Consider the following 19,011-nt stretch of genomic DNA (forward strand, 5'->3'; position numbering starts at 1 on the left):
CCCTCATGGCAATGACAACCCGTGACCGAGCGCGACTGAGCCTCGGGATCCAGGCAGGGATCTTCCTTGCAGTCGTGATCGTGCTGGCCATCCTGATCGACTGGACCGCGATCCGCGGCAGCTTCTTCGCCTTCGAGAACCTGGGACCGATGTTCCCGGAGATCATCACCGTCGGACTGTTCAACACGGTCCAGTACACGGTGGTGGGCTTCGTCTTCGGTCTGCTCGGCGGAACGCTGCTGGCGCTGATGCGCATGTCCTCGTTCCCGGTGTACCGGTGGGTGGCCACCGCCTACATCGAGTTCTTCCGAGGCATCCCTGCGATCCTGGTGTTCATCGCGCTCGGCTTCGGTGCGTCGCTGGCCTTCGGGTGGAACCTCTCCACCTTGCAGATCGCCGGCTCGGCGCTGGCCATCGTGGCCAGCGCATATATCGCCGAGACCCTGCGCGCCGGCCTGCAGGCCGTCCCCAAGGGACAGCTCGAGGCGGCCCGCGCGCTGGGCATGCCCGCCTGGCGCGCCATGGTCACCATCCAGATCCCGCAGGCCTTCCGGATCGTGCTGCCTCCGCTGACCAATGAGGCGATCCTGCTGACCAAGGACTCCTCGCTGATCTTCGTGGTCGGCATGGCCGGCGGTGCCGCCGAGCTGACCAAGATGGGCCGCGACGGCATCAACATCTACCAGGCGGGACTGACCCCGCTGGTGGTGGCCGGATTCTGCTACCTGCTGCTGACCGTGCCGCTGTCGCTGCTGGCCCGCCGCATGGAGCACCGCAACCCCCGCACGGCGAAGAAGTAGAGATGGACGCGAACATGAGCCAGAGCCAGAGCCAGAGCCAGAGCGACGCAGCGAGGACCCCGCGCCCTGAGACCACCGCGGCCAAGGGCACCGGTGTGCCCGGCGGCCACGGCACCTCCGCGGCCGGGGTGACCATCACCGGGCTGCACAAGTCCTTCGGGGACAACGAGGTGCTCAAAGGCATCGATATGAGCGTGGCGCCCGGCGAGGTGGTCTGCCTGATCGGCGCCTCCGGCTCCGGAAAGTCCACGCTGCTGCGCTGCGTGAATCGGCTGGAGACCCCCAACGCGGGCACGATCACCGTGGGCGAGCACGAGGCCACCCACCCGGACGTCAACCTCGACGCCATGCGCCGGCAGATCGGCATGGTCTTCCAGCAGTTCAACCTGTTCCCGCATCTGAGCGTGCTGGAGAACTGCACCATCACCCCGCGCCGGGTGCTGGGACAGTCCAAGGCCGAGGCGGAGACCGAGGCGCTGGCCCAGCTCGACGCGGTCGGGCTCGAGCACCTCTCCGAGCGCCGGCCCGACCAGCTCTCGGGCGGACAGCAGCAGCGGGTGGCCATCGCCCGGGCGCTGACCATGAAGCCTCAGCTGATGCTCTTCGACGAGCCGACCTCCGCGCTGGACCCCGAGACCGTGGGCGACGTGCTCGCCAGCATGCGCAAGCTCGCCCAGGCCGGGATGACCATGCTCGTGGTGACCCATGAGATGGGCTTCGCCCGCGAGGTGGCGGACCGGGTGGTCTTCATGGACCAGGGCCTCGTGGTCGAGGAGGGCCCCGCCGCTGCGGTCATCGGTGACCCCCAGCAGCCGCGCACCCAGGACTTCCTGCGGCGAGTGCTGCACCCGCTGGGCGAGTAGTCAGCACCTGCGCGGCGCGCAGATGACCATTTCAGCGACGCCGGGTAGGCTTCTGGGCTGTGACCAGTGTTGAAACCTCCCCCCGCGTATCGCTGCGCCGCTTCAGCGATCACACCACGGCCCGGGTCGGCGGACCCGCTGACCGGTGGGTCCGCGCAGAGACCCCCGAGCAGGCGCTGGAGGTGCTTCGGGAGCACCCGCTGCCAGACCACGCCGCACGTGAGCGCGGCGAGGACACGCTCATCGTGCTGGGCGGCGGATCGAACCTGCTGGTCACCGAGAACGGCTTCCCCGGCACCGTGCTGCAGCTGGCGTTCAACGGGATCAGCACCGAGTTCCACGGCGACCGTGAGGTCCTGGTCTCCGTCGCCGCCGGGCACAACTGGGACGACCTGGTCCGGTTCAGCGTGGCCCGCGGCCTCACCGGACTGGAGGCGCTCTCCGGGATCCCCGGCGCCACTGGAGCGGTCCCGGTGCAGAATGTGGGCGCCTACGGCGCCGATGTGGCCCACACGATCAAGGACATCCAGGCCTGGGACCGAGAGCACGGCGAGCTGGTGCGCTTCAGCAACGCCGAGCTGGGATTCGGCTACCGCGACTCGGTGCTCAAGCAGACCACCGTGCACGGTTCACCCCGTTACGTGGTCACCCAGGTCCGCTTCCTGCTGCAGAACCGCCCCGACGGGCTCTCCGCCCCGGTGCGCTACGGCGAGCTGGCCCGGACCCTGGGACTCGACGCCGAGAGCGCGGACCACGAGCGCCGCGCCCCGCTGAAGGAGGTCCGCAGCACGGTGCTGCGGCTGCGCGAGGGCAAAGGCATGGTGCTGAGCGAAGGCGACCATGACACCTGGTCCACCGGTTCCTTCTTCACCAACCCGATCGTCCCGCGCGAGGTCGCCGCAGCGCTCCCTGCCGGGGCGCCGCGGTTCTCCGCCGGGGTCGACGAGGCGGGTGCCCCGCTGGTCAAGCTCTCCGCGGCCTGGCTGATCGACAACGCGGGCTGCGGGAAGGGCTTCGGACTGCCCGACGGGCCGGTGGCCGGGCGCGGGGCGCAGGGAACCGGCATCGCCGAGGGCCGGGCCTCGCTCTCCACCAAGCACACGCTGGCGGTGACCAACCGAGGCTCAGCGACCACAGATGACCTGCTCGCCGTGGCCCGGGCTGCCCGGGAACAGGTCAGCACGGCCTTCGGCATCACGATGCATGAAGAACCCGTGCTGATCGGCCACGCGCTCTAGCCAGACCTCAGGTCGGCCCGGCCGGCTCCGGGGTGCCCCGGAGCCGGTCCAGAAGCTCTACAGCCCTGGGATCAGAGCTTGCCCACCGTGATCAGCAGCATCCGGCGCAGCGGCTCGGCGGCGCCCCAGAGCAGCTGGTCTCCGACGGTGAACGCGGAGATGTACTCCGGACCCATCTCCAGCTTGCGGATCCGCCCCACCGGGATCTCCAGCGAGCCGGTGGCCGCCACCGGGGTCAGCCGTGCCACGGTGGCTTCCTTCTCGTTGGGGACGAAGCTGGACCACTCGGTGCCCGAGGCGACGATCTGCTCGATCTCGGCCAGCGGCAGGTCTTCGCGCAGCTTCAGCGTCAGCGCCTGCGAGTGTGAGCGCAGCGCGCCCACCCGCACGCAGAGCGAGTCGAAGGGCACGGCCTCGCCGCGGGAGGTCACCCCGGGGGCGAGGTTCTCACCGCGGCCCAGGATCTTGTTCGTCTCGACCCCGGCCTTCCATTCCTCCTTGGCCACGCCATTGCCCAGATCCGCGTCGATCCAGGGGATCAGCGAGCCGGCCAGCGGGACGCCGAACTGGGTGGCGTCGAGGTCGTTGCGCTGGGCGTCGAGCACCGCGCGGTCGATGTCCAGGATCGCCGCGGCGGGGTCGCTGAGGTCCTCGGCGACCGTGGAATGCAGCGTGCCGAACTGGTTCAGCAGCTCCCGCATATGCTTCGCGCCGCCGCCGGAGGCCGCCTGATAGGTCATGGCGGTGCCCCACTCGACCAGGTCATTGGTGAACAGCCCGCCCAGGCCCATCAGCATGTTCGAGACGGTGCAGTTGCCGCCGATGAACTCCTTGACCCCGGCGGCCAGACCGGCGTCGATGACCTCGCGGTTGATCGGGTCCAGCGCGATGATCGAGGTCTCGGCCATGCGCAGGGTGGAGGCGGCATCGATCCAGATCCCGTCCCAGCCGGCCTGACGCAGCTTCGGGTAGACCTCAGAGGTGTAGTCCCCACCCTGGGCGGTGACGATGATCGGCAGCTTGATCAGCGTGTCCAGATCGAAGGCGTCCTGCAGGATGGTCTCCTCAGGCGTGACGCCCTCGAAGCTCGGTGCCTGGCCCCCGGCGTTGGAGGTGGAGAAGAACACCGGGTTGATGTGCGCGAAGTCCCCCTCCTCGAGCATCCGGTTGATCAGCACCGAGCCGACCATGCCGCGCCAACCGATCAGACCCACCGAGGGGGTCTCACCGGGCACGGCGGAGAGGGCAGGGGACACGGAGGAATTCACGGCAGAAGTCATGCCTCCAGGGTAGCGGAGTCGGCTCAGCGCGTCAGAGTCAGCCCCTGGCGCCGGGAGTCTCCGGGCTTTCCGTGGAGCCTCTGGCCTCCTTGATCTCCTGGAGCAGCCGACGGCGCTTCAGATGCGCCCACAGCCCTCCGGCAACCCAGAGCTGGGCGACGAATAGGAAGGCCAGACCGGGCAGGATCCGGTCATTGAGCACCAGGACGAAGCCGAGGGTCACCGTGAACAGGGCCAGGAACGGCAGGATCAGATATCCGCCGAGGCCCAGCATCATCAGATTCGTGGAGGTCGCCTGGGAGGCCTGGTCCGGGCTCTGCGACGCGCCCTGAGGGGTGGCCTGAGAGGCGCTCTGCGGCATGGCCTGCGGCGCGGACTTCGGCGCGGCCTGGGCGGTGTTCGGCGCGGCTGGCTGGGCCTCGGTGGCGCGGGAGGTCTCGGTCATCTCAGGCTTCCGTCGGTGGGTCTCGATGTGGTACTGAAGTCCGTTGGCGCCCTGATGCGTGCCCACGGCGGGATCGCGTCGGGTCAGCTCCCAATCGGCGGTGAGCGCCGGGGCCGAGGTGTCACCGGAGGCTGGGCTCTGGATCACGGTGATCACCGCGAGGTCCGCGATCCCGCGGGTCACGGTCTCGGAGTAGACCTGGCCGCCGCCGATGACCCAGATACGCTCCGTCGCGAAGCCGGAGGCGAGCTCGAGCCCTTCGTCCAGGCTTGCCACGGGGTGGCCGCCCCGCTCGTGGATCTGCTCGGCGGCGTGCGCATCAGTGGTGATCACGATGTTCTGGCGGCCAGGGAGTGGTCGGTACTTCTCCGGGAAGGATTCCCAGGTCCGTCGTCCCATCACCACCGGAGCGCCGCGAGTGGTGGTCTTGAAGTGCGCCAGGTCCTCGGGCAGGTGCCAGGGCATGGCCCCGGCATCGCCGATGACACCGGTGTGGGTCTGCGCCCAGATCATGCCGATCTCAGTGGTGGCCGAGCCGCCGCTCATACGGCCACGGAGGCTTTGATCGCGGGGTGGTGCTGGTAGTCGCGGACCTCGAAGTCTTCGAACTCGTAGTCGAAGATCGAGTCCGGGGTGCGCGTGATCGCCAGGGTGGGCGCCGGGTAGGGGGTGCGCGAGAGCTGCTGCTGCACCTGCTCCACGTGATTGTCATAGATATGGCAGTCCCCGCCGGTCCAGATGAACTCCCCCGGGGTCAGCCCCACCTGCTGGGCCACCATCCGGGTCAGCAGCGCATAGGAGGCGATGTTGAAGGGCACACCGAGGAACATGTCGGCGCTGCGCTGGTAGAGCTGGCAGGAGAGTCGACCCTCGGCCACGTAGAACTGGAACATGATGTGGCACGGGGGCAGCGCCATCTGATCGATCTGCGCCGGGTTCCATGCGCTCACCACGTGGCGCCGGGAGTCGGGGTCCGTCCTCAGCGAGCTGATCAGCTGCTCGATCTGATCGATGTGTCCGCCGTCCGGCGTCGGCCAGGAGCGCCACTGCACCCCATAGATCGGGCCGAGCTCGCCGTCCTCGCCAGCCCATTCGTTCCAGATCCGCACACCGCGCTCCTGAAGCCAGCCGGCGTTGGAGTCCCCGCGCAGGAACCAGAGCAGCTCCAGCGCCACGGACTTGAAGTGCACTCGTTTGGTGGTGATCAGAGGGAAGGACTCCGCGAGATCGAACCGGATCTGACGCCCGAAGACACTTCTGGTGCCGGTTCCGGTGCGGTCAGACTTGGCGGTGCCGGTGTTCAGCACGTCTGCGAGCAGGTCCTCGTACGGGGTGGGGATCGGCGAGTTCACGGCATCAGCATACCGGTGGCGGCCGAGGGTCTGTCAGGAGGCCCGTCAGCGGGCCCGTCGGTCCCTGGGCTCAGGAGAAGGTGGCCTGCAGGGAGCGGTATTCGGGGTACCGGTGCAGATAGGCGTCCACGTAGGTGCATTCGGAGGCGAAGAGCCGGCCCTCGGTCTGGAGCTGGTCCAGCAGCAGGGTGACCAGGCAGCGGGCGTAGCCCTGCCTGCCGTACTGCGGGTGCACGATGGTGTGCTGCAGAAGGGTGACCTCCTGGCCGCGCAGGGTTTCGGGGGTGAAGCCGATGAACCCGATGAACGTGCGCCTCCCGTTGATGGTGTCCCAGAGCTCGGCCCGGCCCCGGTCCTCGTCGATGTTCAGCTCGGCGGTCGGGTGGACGTTCTTGGGCGCACTCATGTATTGAGACTACCGTCACATCCTGCCGATGTCAGGAGTCCCGCCGCGGCTCAGTCTTCGAAGGGCTCGTAGACCTCGATCGAGACGATCTCTCCGTCGCGGTCCATGGCCTGCTGGGCCACCAGCACCGCACCTGGGCGCAGGTAGGGGTCCTCGTCCGGGATCGCTTGGAACAGCTGGGGGTCCTGCAGCCAGCCGCCCATGGTGTCCAGGATCAGCGGCAGCACCGGGCGGTGGCTGCAGATCAGCGTCGGCAGCAGCAGCTCCAGGCAGCGTCGGACCCGGGTCCGGGTCCGTTCGGGGTGGGCCTCGGCGCGCTTCTCGGTGAAGGACTTCCGGTAGGTGGCTCGGCTCCGGTGGGCCTTGACGTAGGGGGCGATGGTCTCGGCGCAGCGTCTCCACGGGCTGGACTCCAGGTGGCGGGGCCGCCAGCAGATCAGCAGCCGCTCCACAGATCGGGCCTGGCGCTTTCCGGTGGCCGCCAGCGGACGCTCGGATTCGGCTCGGGACCAGGAGGAGCGCGGTTTGGCCTTGGCATGGCGCAGCACGACGAAGGGCAGGGTGTGCAGCCGGCGGTCTGCGTTCAGGCGGGCCAGCTCGTCCAGCGGCAGCACGTCGCCGCGATTGGTCAGCAGCTCCCGAGCCCGGTCCACGCTGACCCAGGCGGTCTCGTCGACCTCCTCGCCGTCGGGGATCGGGGTGCCCTCAGCGACCTGGGCGGCCCAGTACCAGACGGCCTTATCTTTACGGCCGTTGCCGCCGTTGCCGCCGTTGCCGTTCTTGGCCCCGCGCGCCTTGCCCACGGAGTACCGCGTGATCGGCAGCGGCATCCCGAGCCGGACCTTGAGCCCGATCTCCTCGCGGACCTCGCGGACCGCGCACTCCGGGAGGGTCTCACCCTCGTCGAGCTTCCCCTTGGGGAAGGACCAGTCGTCGTAGCGGGGGCGGTGGATCAGCAGGACCTCGAGCTCCCCGCGGCGGAGGCGCCAGCACAGGGCGCCTGCGGCGAGTATCTCGGCATCCGGCCCGTCATCGGAGACCGTGACAGTTCTGCGGCGGGGGACCTTGCTCATGGTCTCGGAGGAGCTCACGAGAGACCAAGATATCAGGCTGGTTCGGCGTCGGGCTCCACGGTCGGGGCGTACATCGTGTCAGCATCCCATTTGGTGAAGCCGAGCTTCTTGTACAGCTCCACCGCGGCGGTGTTGTCCGCGTCGACATAGAGCATGATGGCGGCCAGCCCGGCCCGGTGCAGATGTTCGATCCCGGCCAGGGTGAGGCTGCGGCCCAGGCCCCGCCCGCGGGCGTCAGGCACGACGCCGACCACGTAGACCTCGCCGAGCTCGGCGCCCTGGACCTTGGTCCAGTGGAACCCGAGGAGCTCCTCGCCCTCCCAGGCCAGCAGGAATCCCTCCGGGTCGAACCAGTCCTCGGCCATCCGGGCGTGCAGGTCCTCCAGGGTGAGCCGGCCCTGCTCGGGGTGATCGGCGAAGGCCGCCGCGTTCGCGGCCAGCCAGGCCTGGTCGTCGACGCCGGGGCGGAAGCCGCGCAGGGTGACGGTCTCCGGCAGCTCGGGGGCGGGCGCCTCGTCGAGGTCGGTGAGCCGCATCCGCCAGAGCTCCCGGACCGGGGTCCAGCCGTAGCGTCGGGCGAGCCGGGCGGCGGCGTCGTGCTCGCCATGGGCCCAGGCCCGCTGCACGCGACCGGCTTCGGGGGAGAGCGCGTTCGTGGTGAGCGCCTCGGTCAGGGCGGTGCCGATCCCACGCTGCCGGCAGTCGGGCCGGACCACCATCTCGAGCACGTCAGGAGCGTCGTCCTGGCCCTCGACGACGACGCCGGCCCCGGCGAGCAGTCGCGAGTCGGGTCGCGCGTCGGTCCAGGCGTAGGCGATGCGCAGCGGAGCCCGACGCGCGGACTCGGTGGCGGCTGAGCCGGTGGTCACTCGCTCGGCGGCGCGGTGCAGCTCCACGAGCGTCTGTTCCGAGAACGGCGGATTCGCGTCCGCCTCGGTGGCGACGGCGGCGAGCTCCAGCAGCGCGTGGTGCAGATCGGCATCGGGTGCGCCCTCGCTGAGCTCGACCACGGCAGACTCGACAGCTTCGGGGGTGACATCGCCTGGTTTCATAGGCTCACTGTAGTCGAGCCGAACCCTCAGGTCACCGGCTCAGGCGGCGTCCGCTCCGTCGTCGCGCCGGTCGTCATCGCTGGGACTTGCTGCCTCTATGCCGCTGATCACCAGGCGGTATCCCACGTTGCGCACGGTGCCGATCAGGGACTCGTGATCGGGTCCGAGCTTGGCGCGCAGACGGCGGATGTGCACGTCCACGGTGCGGGTGCCGCCGAAGTAGTCATAGCCCCAGACGTCGTGGAGCAGCCGGTCTCGGGTGAAGACCTGGCCCGGGTGCAGAGCCAGGTGCTTGAGCAGCTCGAACTCCTTATAGGTCAGGTTCAGCAGGCGCCCATTGATGGTGGCCATATACGTGGTCTCGTCGATGGTGATCCCGCCGGCGCGGATCTCCCCGACCGGGGTCTCCTCCACGGCCTCCACCGCGGCGAGCCGGATGCGGGCGTCGATCTCGCCCGGGCTGGCCTCGCCGAGGATGAAGTCATCGGCCTGCCAGGACTCGTTCAACGTGGCCAGTCCGGCCTCGGTGACGATCACCAGCACCGGGGAGAGCATCGAGGTCTTCACCAGCTGGCACAGCGAACGGGCGTGGGCGAGCTTGGTGCGTGCGTCGATCAGCGTGACATCGACATTGGGGGCTCGCACGATCGAGGAGGCCTCGGCGGGGAAGCTGCGGATGCGGTGGGTGAGCAGATCCAGGGACGGCAGTGCGTCGTCGGGGGTGTCTGAGAGCAGCAGAACTTGAGCCATGCATGACTCCTTCCCCTTGGGTCACGATCTTCACCGGGTGCGGCAGGGTCATCAGCGGTGATTACAGTCTTCGACGCCGGTGATTTCACAATGCGGAAACACCATTCAGCGATCTGCAGATGAGTATATGCGACGTCCGAAGCGTGGACCTCTAGGATGGCCTGTTGTGAAGTACATCCCAGTGGCAGCCTCCGCCCTGCTCGCAGCCACAGCGCTCGCCCTGGCCTCCTGGGCCGGGACCATCGCGATGACCCTGGTGGTCTGCGGGCTCTCGATCCTGATCGCGCTGGGCTGGCCCCAGCTGATGGGCGTCGCGGCTCGGCGCTCGCTCTCCGCCGTCATCGCCTGCGCCGGAGTCATCGCGGCCCTCGGAGCCGGGATCGTGGAGACCGCCGATGAGCTCTTCTTCTGGTCCTCCGTGGCCCTGGCCTTCGGGGTCATGGGGGTCTTCCTGATCCAGGTGCTGCGCGGCACCGGTCGGCCGCATCGGCTGGAGTCCACCATCGGGGCTTGCGCCGGGGTGCTGATCGCCACCACCGGCGCCGGCTGGGTGGCCGGACTGCGCTACCCCGTGGAGCTCGCCGACGCGACCGGGAACGGGGTCCCCGGGGGACTCCTGGCCGTGCGCGGCCTGCTGCCGTTGGAGGACACCACGCTGCTGGCGGTCACCGGAGCCTCGGGGGAGCTTGCCGTGGTGACGCTGGCCGCGGGCACCCTGATCGTCGCGACGCTGTTGGCCGCGATTCCGCTGCCCAACGCATGGGCGATGCTCCTGGTGGTCCTGGGAAGCGTCGGGGCCGCCATCGGCATGACCTTGGCCTGGGGGGAGCTCACCCTGCTCTTCGCCGGGACGCTCGGGCTGGTGGCCGGACTGCTGCTGGCCTCCTTCCGCAGATTCCTGCTCGCCCAGGGTCCGCCGCAGGGGATCCTCTCCGGGATCGCGGTCGGCACAGCCCCGATCGCGGCCATGGGCGCGCTGACCTACTTCACGGAGCGCCTTCTGCTGGTGTGAAGTTGTACACTTTGCTCCATGAACTTCGCACTGCAGAACGTCTCGCTGCTCGCACTGGAGATCTTCTTCATCGGGCTGCTGGTCCTGGTGACGCTGATGATCGCCGGGATCTCCTGGACCGTCATCTCCCGGTTGTACAAGGGTCAGCGCTGATCCGCCCGGACCGTCCCACGGCACACGCCGGTGTCACCTGCGCGCTGAGGAGCTGAGCCCATGGCCCCGATCGAGCTTCCCACCGACCTGACCCCGGAGCTGGCCCCGCTGTACTGGCTGCTCGGCAGCTGGCGCGGCCAGGGACGCCTGGGCTCAGGTGAGCAGGATGATCCGATCTTCACCCAGGACGTCACCTTCCGGGACACCGGACTGGAGTTCGTGGAGTACCGCGCCGAGACCTGGCTCGCCGACGAGGCAGGGGCGCGGCTGCGACCGCTCACGGTGGAGACCGGCTTCTGGTCACTGGACCGTGCCCGGACCGACGCCGACGTCGGTCCCGGACTGGCGCCGGCAGACCTGGTCCCGGCGTACCGTAGCGCCGCCGACGTCGACCAGCTCGCGCAGCCGGACGGCGCCTTCGCCATCACCGCCACCATCACCCACCCGGGCAGCATCTCCGAGCTCTACTACGGCAAGATCAAAGGCCCGCAGCTGCAGCTCGCCACCGACGCCGTGATGCGCGGCGAGCATGCCGCGGAATATCCCGGGGCCTCCCGCATGTTCGGACTGGTGAACAGCCAGCTGTTCTGGCGCTGGGACCTTCGCGCCGCCGATGGGGAGATGCTTCCCCATGCCTCCGCAATCCTGGACCGCACGGCCTCCGCAGAAGAGGTCAGCGCCAAGCGCACCGCCTGAGCCTGCCGCTCGCCCGACCCGCGGCAGGACCCCCGCGCCGTGCGCCCAGCGCACGCGCCGCACCGATGAAGGAGTCCGCCCGTGGATGAGAACTCGAAGTCGCCCCTGCTCGACCGCAATGGTGCAGTGGCTGACGGCGGAGATGATGCCGCCGTCGCCGCCCACTACGGGGACCCCACCCGCGAGCAGCGAGCCCTGGCCCGCGGCGCCGCCGTGGTCGATCTCTCCCACCGCAGCGTGGTCACGGTCTCCGGGCCCGACCGGCTGACCTGGCTGACCACCCTGTCTTCCCAGGAGGTCGCCGGGCTGAAGCCGGGGGAGTCCACCGAGCTGCTGCTGCTGGACATCTCCGGACGCATCGAGCACGACGCGGCGGTGGTCGACGACGGCGAGACCGTCTGGCTGATCACTGAGAACTCCCACGGCGGGGTGCTGGCCCAGTGGCTGGACTCGATGAAGTTCATGCTTCGCGTGGAGATCACCGATCGCACCGCCGACTACGCCGTGCTCGGATCCACCGCCGCTCTGCCTGCTCCAGCCGCCGCCGAGGTCGTCGTCGGCTGGGACGACCCGTGGCCGCAGCTCGGCCCTGGCGCGGCCAGCTACGCCCAGGTCGCCGAGGCAGACCACCCCGGTGTGGATTGGTCCTGGCGGCTGAGCGTGGTCCCGCGGACCGCGCTGGAAGCCACGGTCGCCGGACTGGAGCAGGCCGGCTGGAACCTGGCCGGCACCATGGCCGCAGAGGCGCTTCGGGTGGCCGCCTGGCGCCCCCGGCTGGCCCGCGAGGTGGATCAGAAGACCATCCCGCATGAGCTGGACCTGATCCGCACCGCCGTGCACCTGTCCAAGGGCTGCTATAAGGGCCAGGAGACCGTGGCGCGGGTGCACAACCTCGGCCACCCGCCGCGCCGCCTGGTCTTCCTGCACCTGGACGGCAGCGAACACACGCTTCCGGCCCTCGGGGCCGACATCCTGGCGGCCGACCCCTCGGCGACCCCGGAGGAGCTGGCCCAGGAGCGTCCGGTCGGGAAGCTGACCTCGGTGGCTCGCCACCACGAGATGGGTCCGATCGCGCTGGCCCTGGTCAAGCGCAAGGTGGATCCCACGCTGCAGCTGGTGGTGCGCGACGGCGACGCCGACTCGGCGACCTACTATGCCGCGGCGCAGGAGGTCATCGTGCGGCCCGACGCCGGCCAGGCCGTAGGACGCCCGCAGGGCGACTTCCTGCGCGGCCAGCGCCGCTGATCCGCGGCGGCTGAGCAGGCTCGTCTAGACGCCAGACGCCAGACGCTAGACACAGGGCTCAGTCGAAGACCACGGTGATCTGTGCCCCCGCGGGGCTGAACCCCAGCGCTGCGGCGATGCGCAGGGACCCGAGGGACTCGGTGCGGGCGCGCCACTGCGGAATCAGCCCCTCGGTGAAGGCCTCCTCCGCCGCGACCGCGGCCAGGTGCAGCCCGACCCCGCCGCGGCGCTGCTGCGGCACGGTGAGCACCCCGAGGTGGCCCAGCATCCCGGCCCAGAGCTCACGCCCGGCGGCGCCGAGCACCGTCCCGGTGTCCTCGTCCACCAGGGCGGCGGTCCAAGGGGCCTCCGCGATGCCGGAGGCCAGCACGTCATCCGCCGGTGACGCCGCGAGCGCCGCGCCCACATGCCTCGGATCGAAGGAGACCGCCCCGCGCTGCGCAGCGTCGAGGGCAGGCGGCTCCTCCGCGTAGAGCAGCCTCGCGGCACCCAGGCTGCGCGTGCCCACGGCATGCCGGTGGCAGATCTCTAAGAGGCGACGCTCCTCGGCCAGCTCGCCCGGCGCGAGCCTGCGAGCCTGGCGGAGCACCTCGGTGGGCGCGCTGAGCACCGTGTGATCGAAGAGCTGCAGGAACGTCGCCGAGGAGCCGTCGGAGGTGACGACCTCATGATGGGATCCCTCGCCGAGCAGGGCTTCGTCCTCGAGGCCGAGCATCCGAGACCAGGACAGCGCGATGATGCTGCGCGTATGGTCCGCCAGGCTCATCCGGTGCGCCCCCTCTCTGGGGGCCGGCCTGGGGGAGCTGTCGGGTTCGTGGTCCGCGGCACCGGTTCAGCGGCCGAAGAGGATCTGGGCCTCTTCATAACGCTCCTGCGGCACGGTCTTGAGCCCGTCCAGCGCCTCGGCGAGATCGACCTTGACGATCTCGGTGCCGCGCAGCGCGGCCATATGGCCCCAGGCCTGCTCGTGCACCAGGTCCAGGGCGCGGATGCCGAATCGGGTGGCGAGCACCCTGTCATAGCCGGTGGGGTTGCCGCCGCGCTGGATGTGGCCCAGGGTCGTGTTTCGGGACTCGATGCCGGTCTTGGCCTCGATCTGGTGGGTCACCCACTCCCCGATGCCACCCAGCCGGGGGCGTCCGTCGGATTCCTCGCCCTTGCCCGCCAGTGCGGACTCGGCGTCCTCGGGGATGAAGCCCTCGGCGACGACCACCAGCGGTGAGCGTCCGCGCGAGTGGACCTGCTCGACCCATTCGCAGACCTGGTCCATGGAGACCTTGTGCTCCGGGATCAGGATGGCGTGGGCCCCGGCGGCCATGCCGGAGTGCAGCGCGATCCAGCCGACGTTGCGGCCCATGACCTCGGCGACCATGCAGCGGTGGTGGGATTCGCCGGTGGTGCGCAGCCGGTCCATCGCGTCGGTGGCGATGGAGATCGCGGTGTCGAAGCCGAAGGTGTAGTCGGTGGCCTTGAGATCATTGTCGATCGTCTTGGGCACGCCCACCACAGGGATCCCGTCGTCGGCGAGCCGCTTGGCGCCGGCGAGGGTGCCCTCGCCGCCGATGGCGATGACAGCGTCGATGTCATGGCGCTTGAGCTGCTTGGCGATGTTCTCCGGCCCGCCGCCCGGGTGGTTGTAAGGGTGGGTGCGGGAGGTGCCGAGGATGGTGCCGCCCTCGCGGGAGAGTCCACGCACGGACTGTCGGGGAAGGTCGATGTAGTCGCCCTCGATGAGCCCTCGCCAGCCTCCCTTGAGGCCGACGAACTCATCGCCATAGCTCTTGATGCCGTGCAGCACGGCGGAGCGGATGACGGCATTGAGGCCGGGGCAGTCGCCGCCGGAGGTGAGCAGTCCGATGCGCATGGTGATTCAGCTCGTCCCTTCATGGATTTCAGGAAAAATCTCAGGCCTGACTTCCTCGGCAGGTTGCTTCGCCTCAGTCTATGGGGTGCAGCGGAATCCGCAGAGGCCCGGGCCAGCCGGGTCTCTGCGGCGAGGGGGATCAGCCGAGCAGGTCCTGCAGCCGGCGCAGCCCCTTGGCCAGGTCCTCGTCACCCAGCGCGTAGGAGAGCCGCAGAAATCCGCTGGGTCCGAAGGCCTCGCCCGGGACGACGGCGACCTTCGCCTCCTCCAGGATCAGCTCGGCCAGCTCTGCGGTGGTCTGCGGGGTGCGACCGGCGATCTCGCGACCGAGCGCCTCGCGGACATCGACATAGGCGTAGAAGGCGCCCTCGGGTGTGGGGCAGGAGAACCCGGTGATCTCATTGAGTCCGCTCACGATGGCGCGGCGGCGCCGGTCGAAGGCGGTCTTCATCTCCTCGACCGCGTCCAGCGGGCCTTCGACGGCGGCCAGCGCGGCCATCTGTGAGACGTTGGCGACGTTGCTGGTGGCATGGGACTGCAGGTTCGCCGCCGCCTTGATGATGTCGGTCGGGCCCACCATCCAGCCCACACGCCACCCGGTCATCGCATAGGTCTTGGCGACACCGTTGAGGATCACCACCTGATCGGCCAGCTCCTCGATGGCGGCGATCGAGGTGAACTCGGCCTCGTCGTAGGTGAGGTGCTCATAGATCTCATCGGTGACCACCCACAGGCCCTTCTCCGCGGCCCAGCGGCCGATCTCACGGACCTCTTCGGCGGAGTAGACCGCGCCGGTGGGGTTGGAGGGGGAGACGAAGACCAGCACCTTCGTCGCTGGGCTCAGCGTCTGCTCCAGCTGCGCCAGGGTGACCTTGTAGCCCTGCTCGGGTCCGGCGAAGACATCCACCGGCACGCCGCCGGCCAGCTTGATCGCCTCGGGGTAGGTGGTCCAGAACGGAGCCGGCAGGATCACCTCGTCCCCGGGATCCAGCAGCGTGGCGAAGGTGTTGTACACCGCCTGCTTGCCGCCGTTGGTGATCAGCACGTTCGCCGGTTCCAGCGCCTCGCCCTTGATCCGGTAGCCGGAGTCCCGGGTGGTCTTCTGTGCCACCGCGGTGCGCAGCTCCGGCAGCCCGGCGGCGGGGGAGTAGCGGTGGAACCGGGGGTTCAGCGCCGCCTCACGCGCCGCCTCGACGATGTATCCCGGGGTGGGGAAGTCCGGCTCGCCTGCACCGAACCCGATGACGTCCTCACCTGCGGCCTTCATCGCCTTGGCCTTCGCGTCCACGGCAAGGGTGGCGGACTCGGCGATGGAGCCGATACGGTCGGAGATGCGGGAGCTCGGAGCAGTCATGTCTGGGGGATCCTTTCGGGATTCATGGACTGATCCAAGCCTACCGGTTTGTCCCCCACCGGGCCGAGGGCGTAGAGTGATCGTTCGGTGTCTCAGGCACCTCCGATCCATCGTGCCCCGAAACCGGTGCTCCGGTTCTCGATGCGGTAATGTGGCGGAGGGTCAGTTTCCCCTAGGGCAGTGGCGCAATTGGTAGCGCAACGGTCTCCAAAACCGTAGGTTGCAGGTTCGAGTCCTGTCTGCCCTGCTAGGCACCCGCCTTAACCGTGAACAGATGGAGTCTTCGTGTCCCAGTCGCCTTCGACGCATGATCAGGGCTCCACGCCTGCCGGCGGCGATCCGAAGGGCCCGTTCGGGAAGCTGTGGCTGTTCCTTCGCCAGGTCATCGACGAGCTCCGCAAGGTGGTCGTACCGACCCGCCGGGAGCTGACCAACTACACGCTGGTGGTGCTGGTCTTCGTGGTCATCGTGATCGGAATCGTCACCGGTTTCGACGCGATCTTCAGCCGAGGCGCCGAGGCGCTCTTCGGGTCCACCGGAGGCGTCGAGCAGCCAGTGGAGCCGCCCGCCGGAGTCGACGGCGGCGCCGAGGACTGAGCCGGGCCTGCCAGATGACCATGACGAGATGCCGCAGCCAGGCATCCACCACGTGAACGAGAGCTCGCCGTGTGTCGGTGAGCACCACGGAAAGCAGGAGAACAGTGTCTGAACAGGATCTTTCGCAGCAGACCGAAGAGGTCGACGCCGCCCAGGATGCCGCCGCCGATTCAGCAGCGGGCACCGATGCGGCCGAGGAGACCTCAGCCGCTGTCGAGACGGCCGAGCAGACCGAAGCCGGGACCGACGAGGAGTCCGCGGACGCCGATGTGGCCGCCGAGGAGACCGAGGCGCAGACCGATGCCGACGTCGAAGCCGACTCTGAGGCTCACGCCGAGGCTGAGGCTCCCGCCGAGGCCGAGGTTCCCGAGGAGGAGAAGTCCTACGAGGAGCGCGCCGCCGCACTGAAGTCCACGCTGCGCCGCCAGCTCGGCGACTGGTACGTGGTGCACACCTACGCGGGCTACGAGAAGCGCGTGAAGTCCAACCTGGAGACCCGGATCCAGACCCAGGACATGGAGGACCACATCTTCGAGATCGAGGTCCCCATGGAAGAGGTCGTGGAGATCAAGGGCACTCAGCGCAAGGTCGTCAGCCGGGTCCGCATCCCGGGCTATGTGATCGTGCGCATGGAGCTCACCGACGCCTCATGGGGCGTCGTGCGCCACACCCCGGGGGTCACCGGATTCGTCGGCAACGCCCACGACCCGCACCCGCTGAGCTCCGAGGAGGTCTTCGACATGCTTTCGGATCACCTCCTGGGCAAGCCCGATGCGCCCAAGCACGGCGAGGACGGCTCGGCCGCTCCGGCGGCCTCCGATGTCAAGGTGGACTTCGAGATCGGTGAATCGGTCACCGTCACCGATGGCCCCTTTGCCACGCTGCCGGCCTCGATCTCGGAGATCCACGCAGACTCGCGCCAGCTCGTGGTCCTCGTCTCGATCTTCGAGCGCGAGACCCCGGTGACGCTGAACTTCAACCAGGTCGAGAAGATCTACTGAGGTTCACCAGCATGGCCGGGCCGACGACGTCGTGGGTCCGGATCGTGCGAAAACTCAAGACTTTCGATGCCGCAGGTGGCTTTGGCCGGCGGCGTCGAACCGGTCATCACGCCATGATGGCCACCCCCCTGCGTCACGCTCCTGTGGCACAGGGACACCAGGTGAGGGTTCAAGCCCCACGCGCCGCTTTCGGCGGCGCGAGAGCTTGAGGCCACCACGCAAGCAAAGGACGCTTAAACATGGCCCCGAAGAAGAGAGTCTCCGGCCTGATCAAGCTGCAGATCAAGGCAGGTGCCGCTAACCCGGCCCCGCCGATTGGTCCCGCACTCGGTCAGCACGGTGTCAACATCATGGAGTTCTGCAAGGCTTACAACGCCGCGACTGAGGCTCAGCGCGGCAATGTGATCCCTGTGGAGATCACGGTCTACGAGGACCGCTCCTTCACCTTCGTCACCAAGACCCCGCCGGCCGCCGAGCTGATCAAGAAGGCAGCAGGCGTGGCCAAGGGCTCGGGCGTGCCGCACACCGAGAAGGTCGGCAAGCTCAGCCAGTCACAGGTCGAAGAGATCGCTCAGACCAAGATGGAGGACCTCAACGCGAACGACCTCGCCTCGGCCTCCAAGATCGTCGCCGGAACTGCCCGCTCCATGGGCATCACGGTCGAAGGCTGAACCGGGCTCACGCCCACCATCAACTGACAAACAGTCCGGCCCATGAGTCGGACGGTGGGAAGGGTCGAGCGCGACCCGCGTACCACGACTGCTAAGGAGAACACGCAGATGGCAAAGCGCAGCAAAGCTTATGAAGCAGCGGCACAGAAGGTCAACGAAGATGCCCTGTACTCCCCGGCCGAGGCGCTAGCCCTGGCCAAGGAGATCAACCCGTCGAAGTCCGACGCGACCGTCGAGGTCGCCATGCGGCTCTCGGTGGACCCGCGCAAGGCCGACCAGATGGTCCGCGGCACGGTCATCCTGCCCAACGGCACCGGCAAGACCTCCCGCGTCGTGGTCTTCACCCAGGGTGACAACATCGCCAAGGCTGAAGAGGCCGGGGCTGACTACGTCGGCGGCGATGAGCTCATCGCCAAGGTCGCCGATGGCTGGACCGACTTCGACGCCGCCGTCGCCTCGCCCGACATGATGGGCAAGGTCGGTCGCCTGGGCAAGGTCCTGGGTCCGCGTAACCTGATGCCGAACCCGAAGACCGGCACGGTGACCCCGGACGTCGCCAAGGCCGTCAACGAGCTCAAGGGCGGCAAGATCACCTTCCGCGTGGACAAGCACTCGAACCTGCACTTCATCGTGGGCAAGACCAGCTTCGACGCGAAGGCGCTGGCGGAGAACTACGCCGCAGCCCTGGAAGAGATCCTGCGCCTGAAGCCCTCGGCCTCGAAGGGTCGCTACATCGCCAAGGCCACTGTGACCACCACCTTCGGCCCCGGCATCCCGGTGGACCCGAACGTGACCAAGGTGCTCACGGACTGACACCTCGCACTTCACGCAGCACCCTTTGAGGCCCTCGTCCACACGGACGGGGGCCTCATCGGTTCACCCCGTTTTGCGCGGAGGATGATCCGCGTGTACCGTGAGTGTTGACCAAAGACCGCCGGTCGTTGTTCTCGTGCGCAGATCATTGGCTGATCTGCGTGGTCAGCAGACATCATGTCTGTGAGGCGATGCAACGTAAAGACCCGAATCGGGCGACCTGCGCAGGACACGATCAGCTCTTCTTCTATGAAGTTGCTCGCGGTGAAACGCGGCCAGCCTCACGTCGGAAGCCTTGCCCCGTGCCTTGCGCAGCGGGGCATTTTTTATGCCCCAGCTCGAGGGT

Annotated in this window: 21 protein-coding genes, 1 tRNA gene and 1 pseudogene; 12 read left to right on the top strand and 11 right to left on the bottom strand. The window is 68.5% G+C overall.

Going from position 1 to position 19,011, the window contains the following annotated elements; all coding sequences use genetic code 11:
* Positions 1-5: 5 nt before the first annotated feature.
* From EV640_RS09000 to EV640_RS09010, 3 genes are read left to right on the top strand one after another with little or no spacing between them, the layout of a single operon-like run.
* On the top strand, positions 6-800 hold the full coding sequence (locus EV640_RS09000) for an amino acid ABC transporter permease (protein ID WP_036473213.1): 795 nt from the start codon (positions 6-8) through the stop codon (positions 798-800).
* Positions 801-814: 14 nt separating this feature from the next.
* Positions 815-1,663: an amino acid ABC transporter ATP-binding protein gene (locus EV640_RS09005; RefSeq protein WP_084479307.1), complete on the top strand. Its 849-nt coding sequence runs from the start codon at positions 815-817 to the stop codon at positions 1,661-1,663.
* Positions 1,664-1,722: 59 nt separating this feature from the next.
* Positions 1,723-2,901, top strand: a complete 1,179-nt coding sequence (locus EV640_RS09010; RefSeq protein ID WP_243832284.1) for a UDP-N-acetylmuramate dehydrogenase — start codon at positions 1,723-1,725, stop codon at positions 2,899-2,901.
* A 71-nt stretch (positions 2,902-2,972) separates the two neighbouring features.
* Here EV640_RS09010 and asd read toward each other — a convergent pair whose 3' ends face one another.
* From asd to EV640_RS09045, 8 genes and pseudogenes are all read right to left on the bottom strand, one after another.
* Positions 2,973-4,181: an aspartate-semialdehyde dehydrogenase gene (gene asd, locus EV640_RS09015; RefSeq protein ID WP_051500771.1), complete on the bottom strand. Its 1,209-nt coding sequence runs from the start codon at positions 4,179-4,181 to the stop codon at positions 2,973-2,975.
* 37 nt (positions 4,182-4,218) lie between these two features.
* Complete coding sequence (locus EV640_RS14040) at positions 4,219-4,626, bottom strand: NF038396 family protein (protein WP_369797169.1); 408 nt, start codon at positions 4,624-4,626, stop codon at positions 4,219-4,221.
* Positions 4,627-4,635: 9 nt separating this feature from the next.
* Positions 4,636-5,139: pseudogene (locus tag EV640_RS14045) on the bottom strand (dihydrofolate reductase); the annotation flags it as partial.
* A gap of 29 nt (positions 5,140-5,168) precedes the next feature.
* A complete protein-coding gene (locus EV640_RS09025) occupies positions 5,169-5,978 on the bottom strand; it encodes a thymidylate synthase (RefSeq protein WP_036473215.1) in 810 nt (269 codons plus the stop codon).
* 70 nt (positions 5,979-6,048) lie between these two features.
* On the bottom strand, positions 6,049-6,384 hold the full coding sequence (locus EV640_RS09030) for a GNAT family N-acetyltransferase (RefSeq protein ID WP_036473216.1): 336 nt from the start codon (positions 6,382-6,384) through the stop codon (positions 6,049-6,051).
* A 50-nt stretch (positions 6,385-6,434) separates the two neighbouring features.
* On the bottom strand, positions 6,435-7,475 hold the full coding sequence (locus tag EV640_RS09035; protein WP_341802711.1) for an NUDIX hydrolase: 1,041 nt from the start codon (positions 7,473-7,475) through the stop codon (positions 6,435-6,437).
* 14 nt (positions 7,476-7,489) lie between these two features.
* Positions 7,490-8,509 carry a mycothiol synthase gene (gene mshD / locus EV640_RS09040; RefSeq protein WP_133726312.1) on the bottom strand — a complete coding sequence of 340 codons (1,020 nt, stop codon included), beginning with the start codon at positions 8,507-8,509 and terminating at the stop codon, positions 7,490-7,492.
* A 39-nt stretch (positions 8,510-8,548) separates the two neighbouring features.
* Positions 8,549-9,259 carry a response regulator transcription factor gene (locus EV640_RS09045; protein WP_036473218.1) on the bottom strand — a complete coding sequence of 237 codons (711 nt, stop codon included), beginning with the start codon at positions 9,257-9,259 and terminating at the stop codon, positions 8,549-8,551.
* 166 nt (positions 9,260-9,425) lie between these two features.
* On the opposite strand from EV640_RS09045, the gene EV640_RS09050 reads away from it, so the two are divergent.
* From EV640_RS09050 to ygfZ, 4 genes are all read left to right on the top strand, one after another.
* Positions 9,426-10,271, top strand: a complete 846-nt coding sequence (locus EV640_RS09050) for a hypothetical protein (protein WP_036473219.1) — start codon at positions 9,426-9,428, stop codon at positions 10,269-10,271.
* A gap of 18 nt (positions 10,272-10,289) precedes the next feature.
* Positions 10,290-10,424, top strand: coding sequence for a hypothetical protein (locus EV640_RS13970; protein ID WP_255342456.1), 135 nt, complete (start codon positions 10,290-10,292; stop codon positions 10,422-10,424).
* 60 nt (positions 10,425-10,484) lie between these two features.
* Positions 10,485-11,120 carry a nitrobindin family protein gene (locus EV640_RS09055; protein WP_036473221.1) on the top strand — a complete coding sequence of 212 codons (636 nt, stop codon included), beginning with the start codon at positions 10,485-10,487 and terminating at the stop codon, positions 11,118-11,120.
* Between the two features lie 81 nt (positions 11,121-11,201).
* Positions 11,202-12,365, top strand: a complete 1,164-nt coding sequence (gene ygfZ / locus EV640_RS09060; protein ID WP_036473223.1) for a CAF17-like 4Fe-4S cluster assembly/insertion protein YgfZ — start codon at positions 11,202-11,204, stop codon at positions 12,363-12,365.
* A 58-nt stretch (positions 12,366-12,423) separates the two neighbouring features.
* Here ygfZ and EV640_RS09065 read toward each other — a convergent pair whose 3' ends face one another.
* The 3 genes from EV640_RS09065 to EV640_RS09075 form a co-directional block, all read right to left on the bottom strand.
* A complete protein-coding gene (locus EV640_RS09065) occupies positions 12,424-13,131 on the bottom strand; it encodes a hypothetical protein (protein ID WP_133726313.1) in 708 nt (235 codons plus the stop codon).
* A 66-nt stretch (positions 13,132-13,197) separates the two neighbouring features.
* Positions 13,198-14,229: a 6-phosphofructokinase gene (locus EV640_RS09070; protein ID WP_036473224.1), complete on the bottom strand. Its 1,032-nt coding sequence runs from the start codon at positions 14,227-14,229 to the stop codon at positions 13,198-13,200.
* 139 nt (positions 14,230-14,368) lie between these two features.
* Positions 14,369-15,583 (bottom strand): pyridoxal phosphate-dependent aminotransferase, encoded by a 1,215-nt coding sequence (locus tag EV640_RS09075; RefSeq protein WP_036473225.1) that lies wholly within the window; start codon positions 15,581-15,583, stop codon positions 14,369-14,371.
* Positions 15,584-15,757: 174 nt separating this feature from the next.
* Here EV640_RS09075 and EV640_RS09080 point away from each other — a divergent pair.
* The 5 genes from EV640_RS09080 (at position 15,758) to rplA (ending at position 18,665) form a co-directional block, all read left to right on the top strand.
* Positions 15,758-15,830 (top strand) — tRNA-Trp (locus EV640_RS09080).
* Between the two features lie 38 nt (positions 15,831-15,868).
* Entirely contained in the window at positions 15,869-16,180 is a 312-nt protein-coding gene (secE, locus tag EV640_RS09085) for a preprotein translocase subunit SecE (protein WP_084479289.1), read from the top strand.
* A 104-nt stretch (positions 16,181-16,284) separates the two neighbouring features.
* Positions 16,285-17,181, top strand: coding sequence for a transcription termination/antitermination protein NusG (gene nusG, locus EV640_RS09090; RefSeq protein WP_084479290.1), 897 nt, complete (start codon positions 16,285-16,287; stop codon positions 17,179-17,181).
* A 239-nt stretch (positions 17,182-17,420) separates the two neighbouring features.
* Positions 17,421-17,852: a 50S ribosomal protein L11 gene (gene rplK, locus EV640_RS09095; RefSeq protein WP_036473227.1), complete on the top strand. Its 432-nt coding sequence runs from the start codon at positions 17,421-17,423 to the stop codon at positions 17,850-17,852.
* 108 nt (positions 17,853-17,960) lie between these two features.
* Positions 17,961-18,665 carry a 50S ribosomal protein L1 gene (rplA, locus tag EV640_RS09100; protein ID WP_036473228.1) on the top strand — a complete coding sequence of 235 codons (705 nt, stop codon included), beginning with the start codon at positions 17,961-17,963 and terminating at the stop codon, positions 18,663-18,665.
* Positions 18,666-19,011 lie beyond the last annotated feature (346 nt).

Source organism: Nesterenkonia aurantiaca (genome assembly GCF_004364585.1).
Classification (GTDB): domain Bacteria; phylum Actinomycetota; class Actinomycetes; order Actinomycetales; family Micrococcaceae; genus Nesterenkonia; species Nesterenkonia aurantiaca.

Coding starts and splice junctions, on each gene's coding strand:
- EV640_RS09075 (WP_036473225.1), bottom strand. CDS start 15,583: ATGACTGCTCCGAGCTCCCGCATCTCCGACCGTATCGGCTCCATCGCC.
- EV640_RS09030 (WP_036473216.1), bottom strand. CDS start 6,384: ATGAGTGCGCCCAAGAACGTCCACCCGACCGCCGAGCTGAACATCGAC.
- EV640_RS09070 (WP_036473224.1), bottom strand. CDS start 14,229: ATGCGCATCGGACTGCTCACCTCCGGCGGCGACTGCCCCGGCCTCAAT.
- EV640_RS09005 (WP_084479307.1), top strand. CDS start 815: ATGAGCCAGAGCCAGAGCCAGAGCCAGAGCGACGCAGCGAGGACCCCG.
- EV640_RS09055 (WP_036473221.1), top strand. CDS start 10,485: ATGGCCCCGATCGAGCTTCCCACCGACCTGACCCCGGAGCTGGCCCCG.
- EV640_RS09065 (WP_133726313.1), bottom strand. CDS start 13,131: ATGAGCCTGGCGGACCATACGCGCAGCATCATCGCGCTGTCCTGGTCT.
- EV640_RS13970 (WP_255342456.1), top strand. CDS start 10,290: ATGAACTTCGCACTGCAGAACGTCTCGCTGCTCGCACTGGAGATCTTC.
- EV640_RS09000 (WP_036473213.1), top strand. CDS start 6: ATGGCAATGACAACCCGTGACCGAGCGCGACTGAGCCTCGGGATCCAG.
- rplK (WP_036473227.1), top strand. CDS start 17,421: ATGGCCCCGAAGAAGAGAGTCTCCGGCCTGATCAAGCTGCAGATCAAG.
- rplA (WP_036473228.1), top strand. CDS start 17,961: ATGGCAAAGCGCAGCAAAGCTTATGAAGCAGCGGCACAGAAGGTCAAC.
- asd (WP_051500771.1), bottom strand. CDS start 4,181: ATGACTTCTGCCGTGAATTCCTCCGTGTCCCCTGCCCTCTCCGCCGTG.
- EV640_RS14040 (WP_369797169.1), bottom strand. CDS start 4,626: ATGACCGAGACCTCCCGCGCCACCGAGGCCCAGCCAGCCGCGCCGAAC.
- EV640_RS09045 (WP_036473218.1), bottom strand. CDS start 9,259: ATGGCTCAAGTTCTGCTGCTCTCAGACACCCCCGACGACGCACTGCCG.
- mshD (WP_133726312.1), bottom strand. CDS start 8,509: ATGAAACCAGGCGATGTCACCCCCGAAGCTGTCGAGTCTGCCGTGGTC.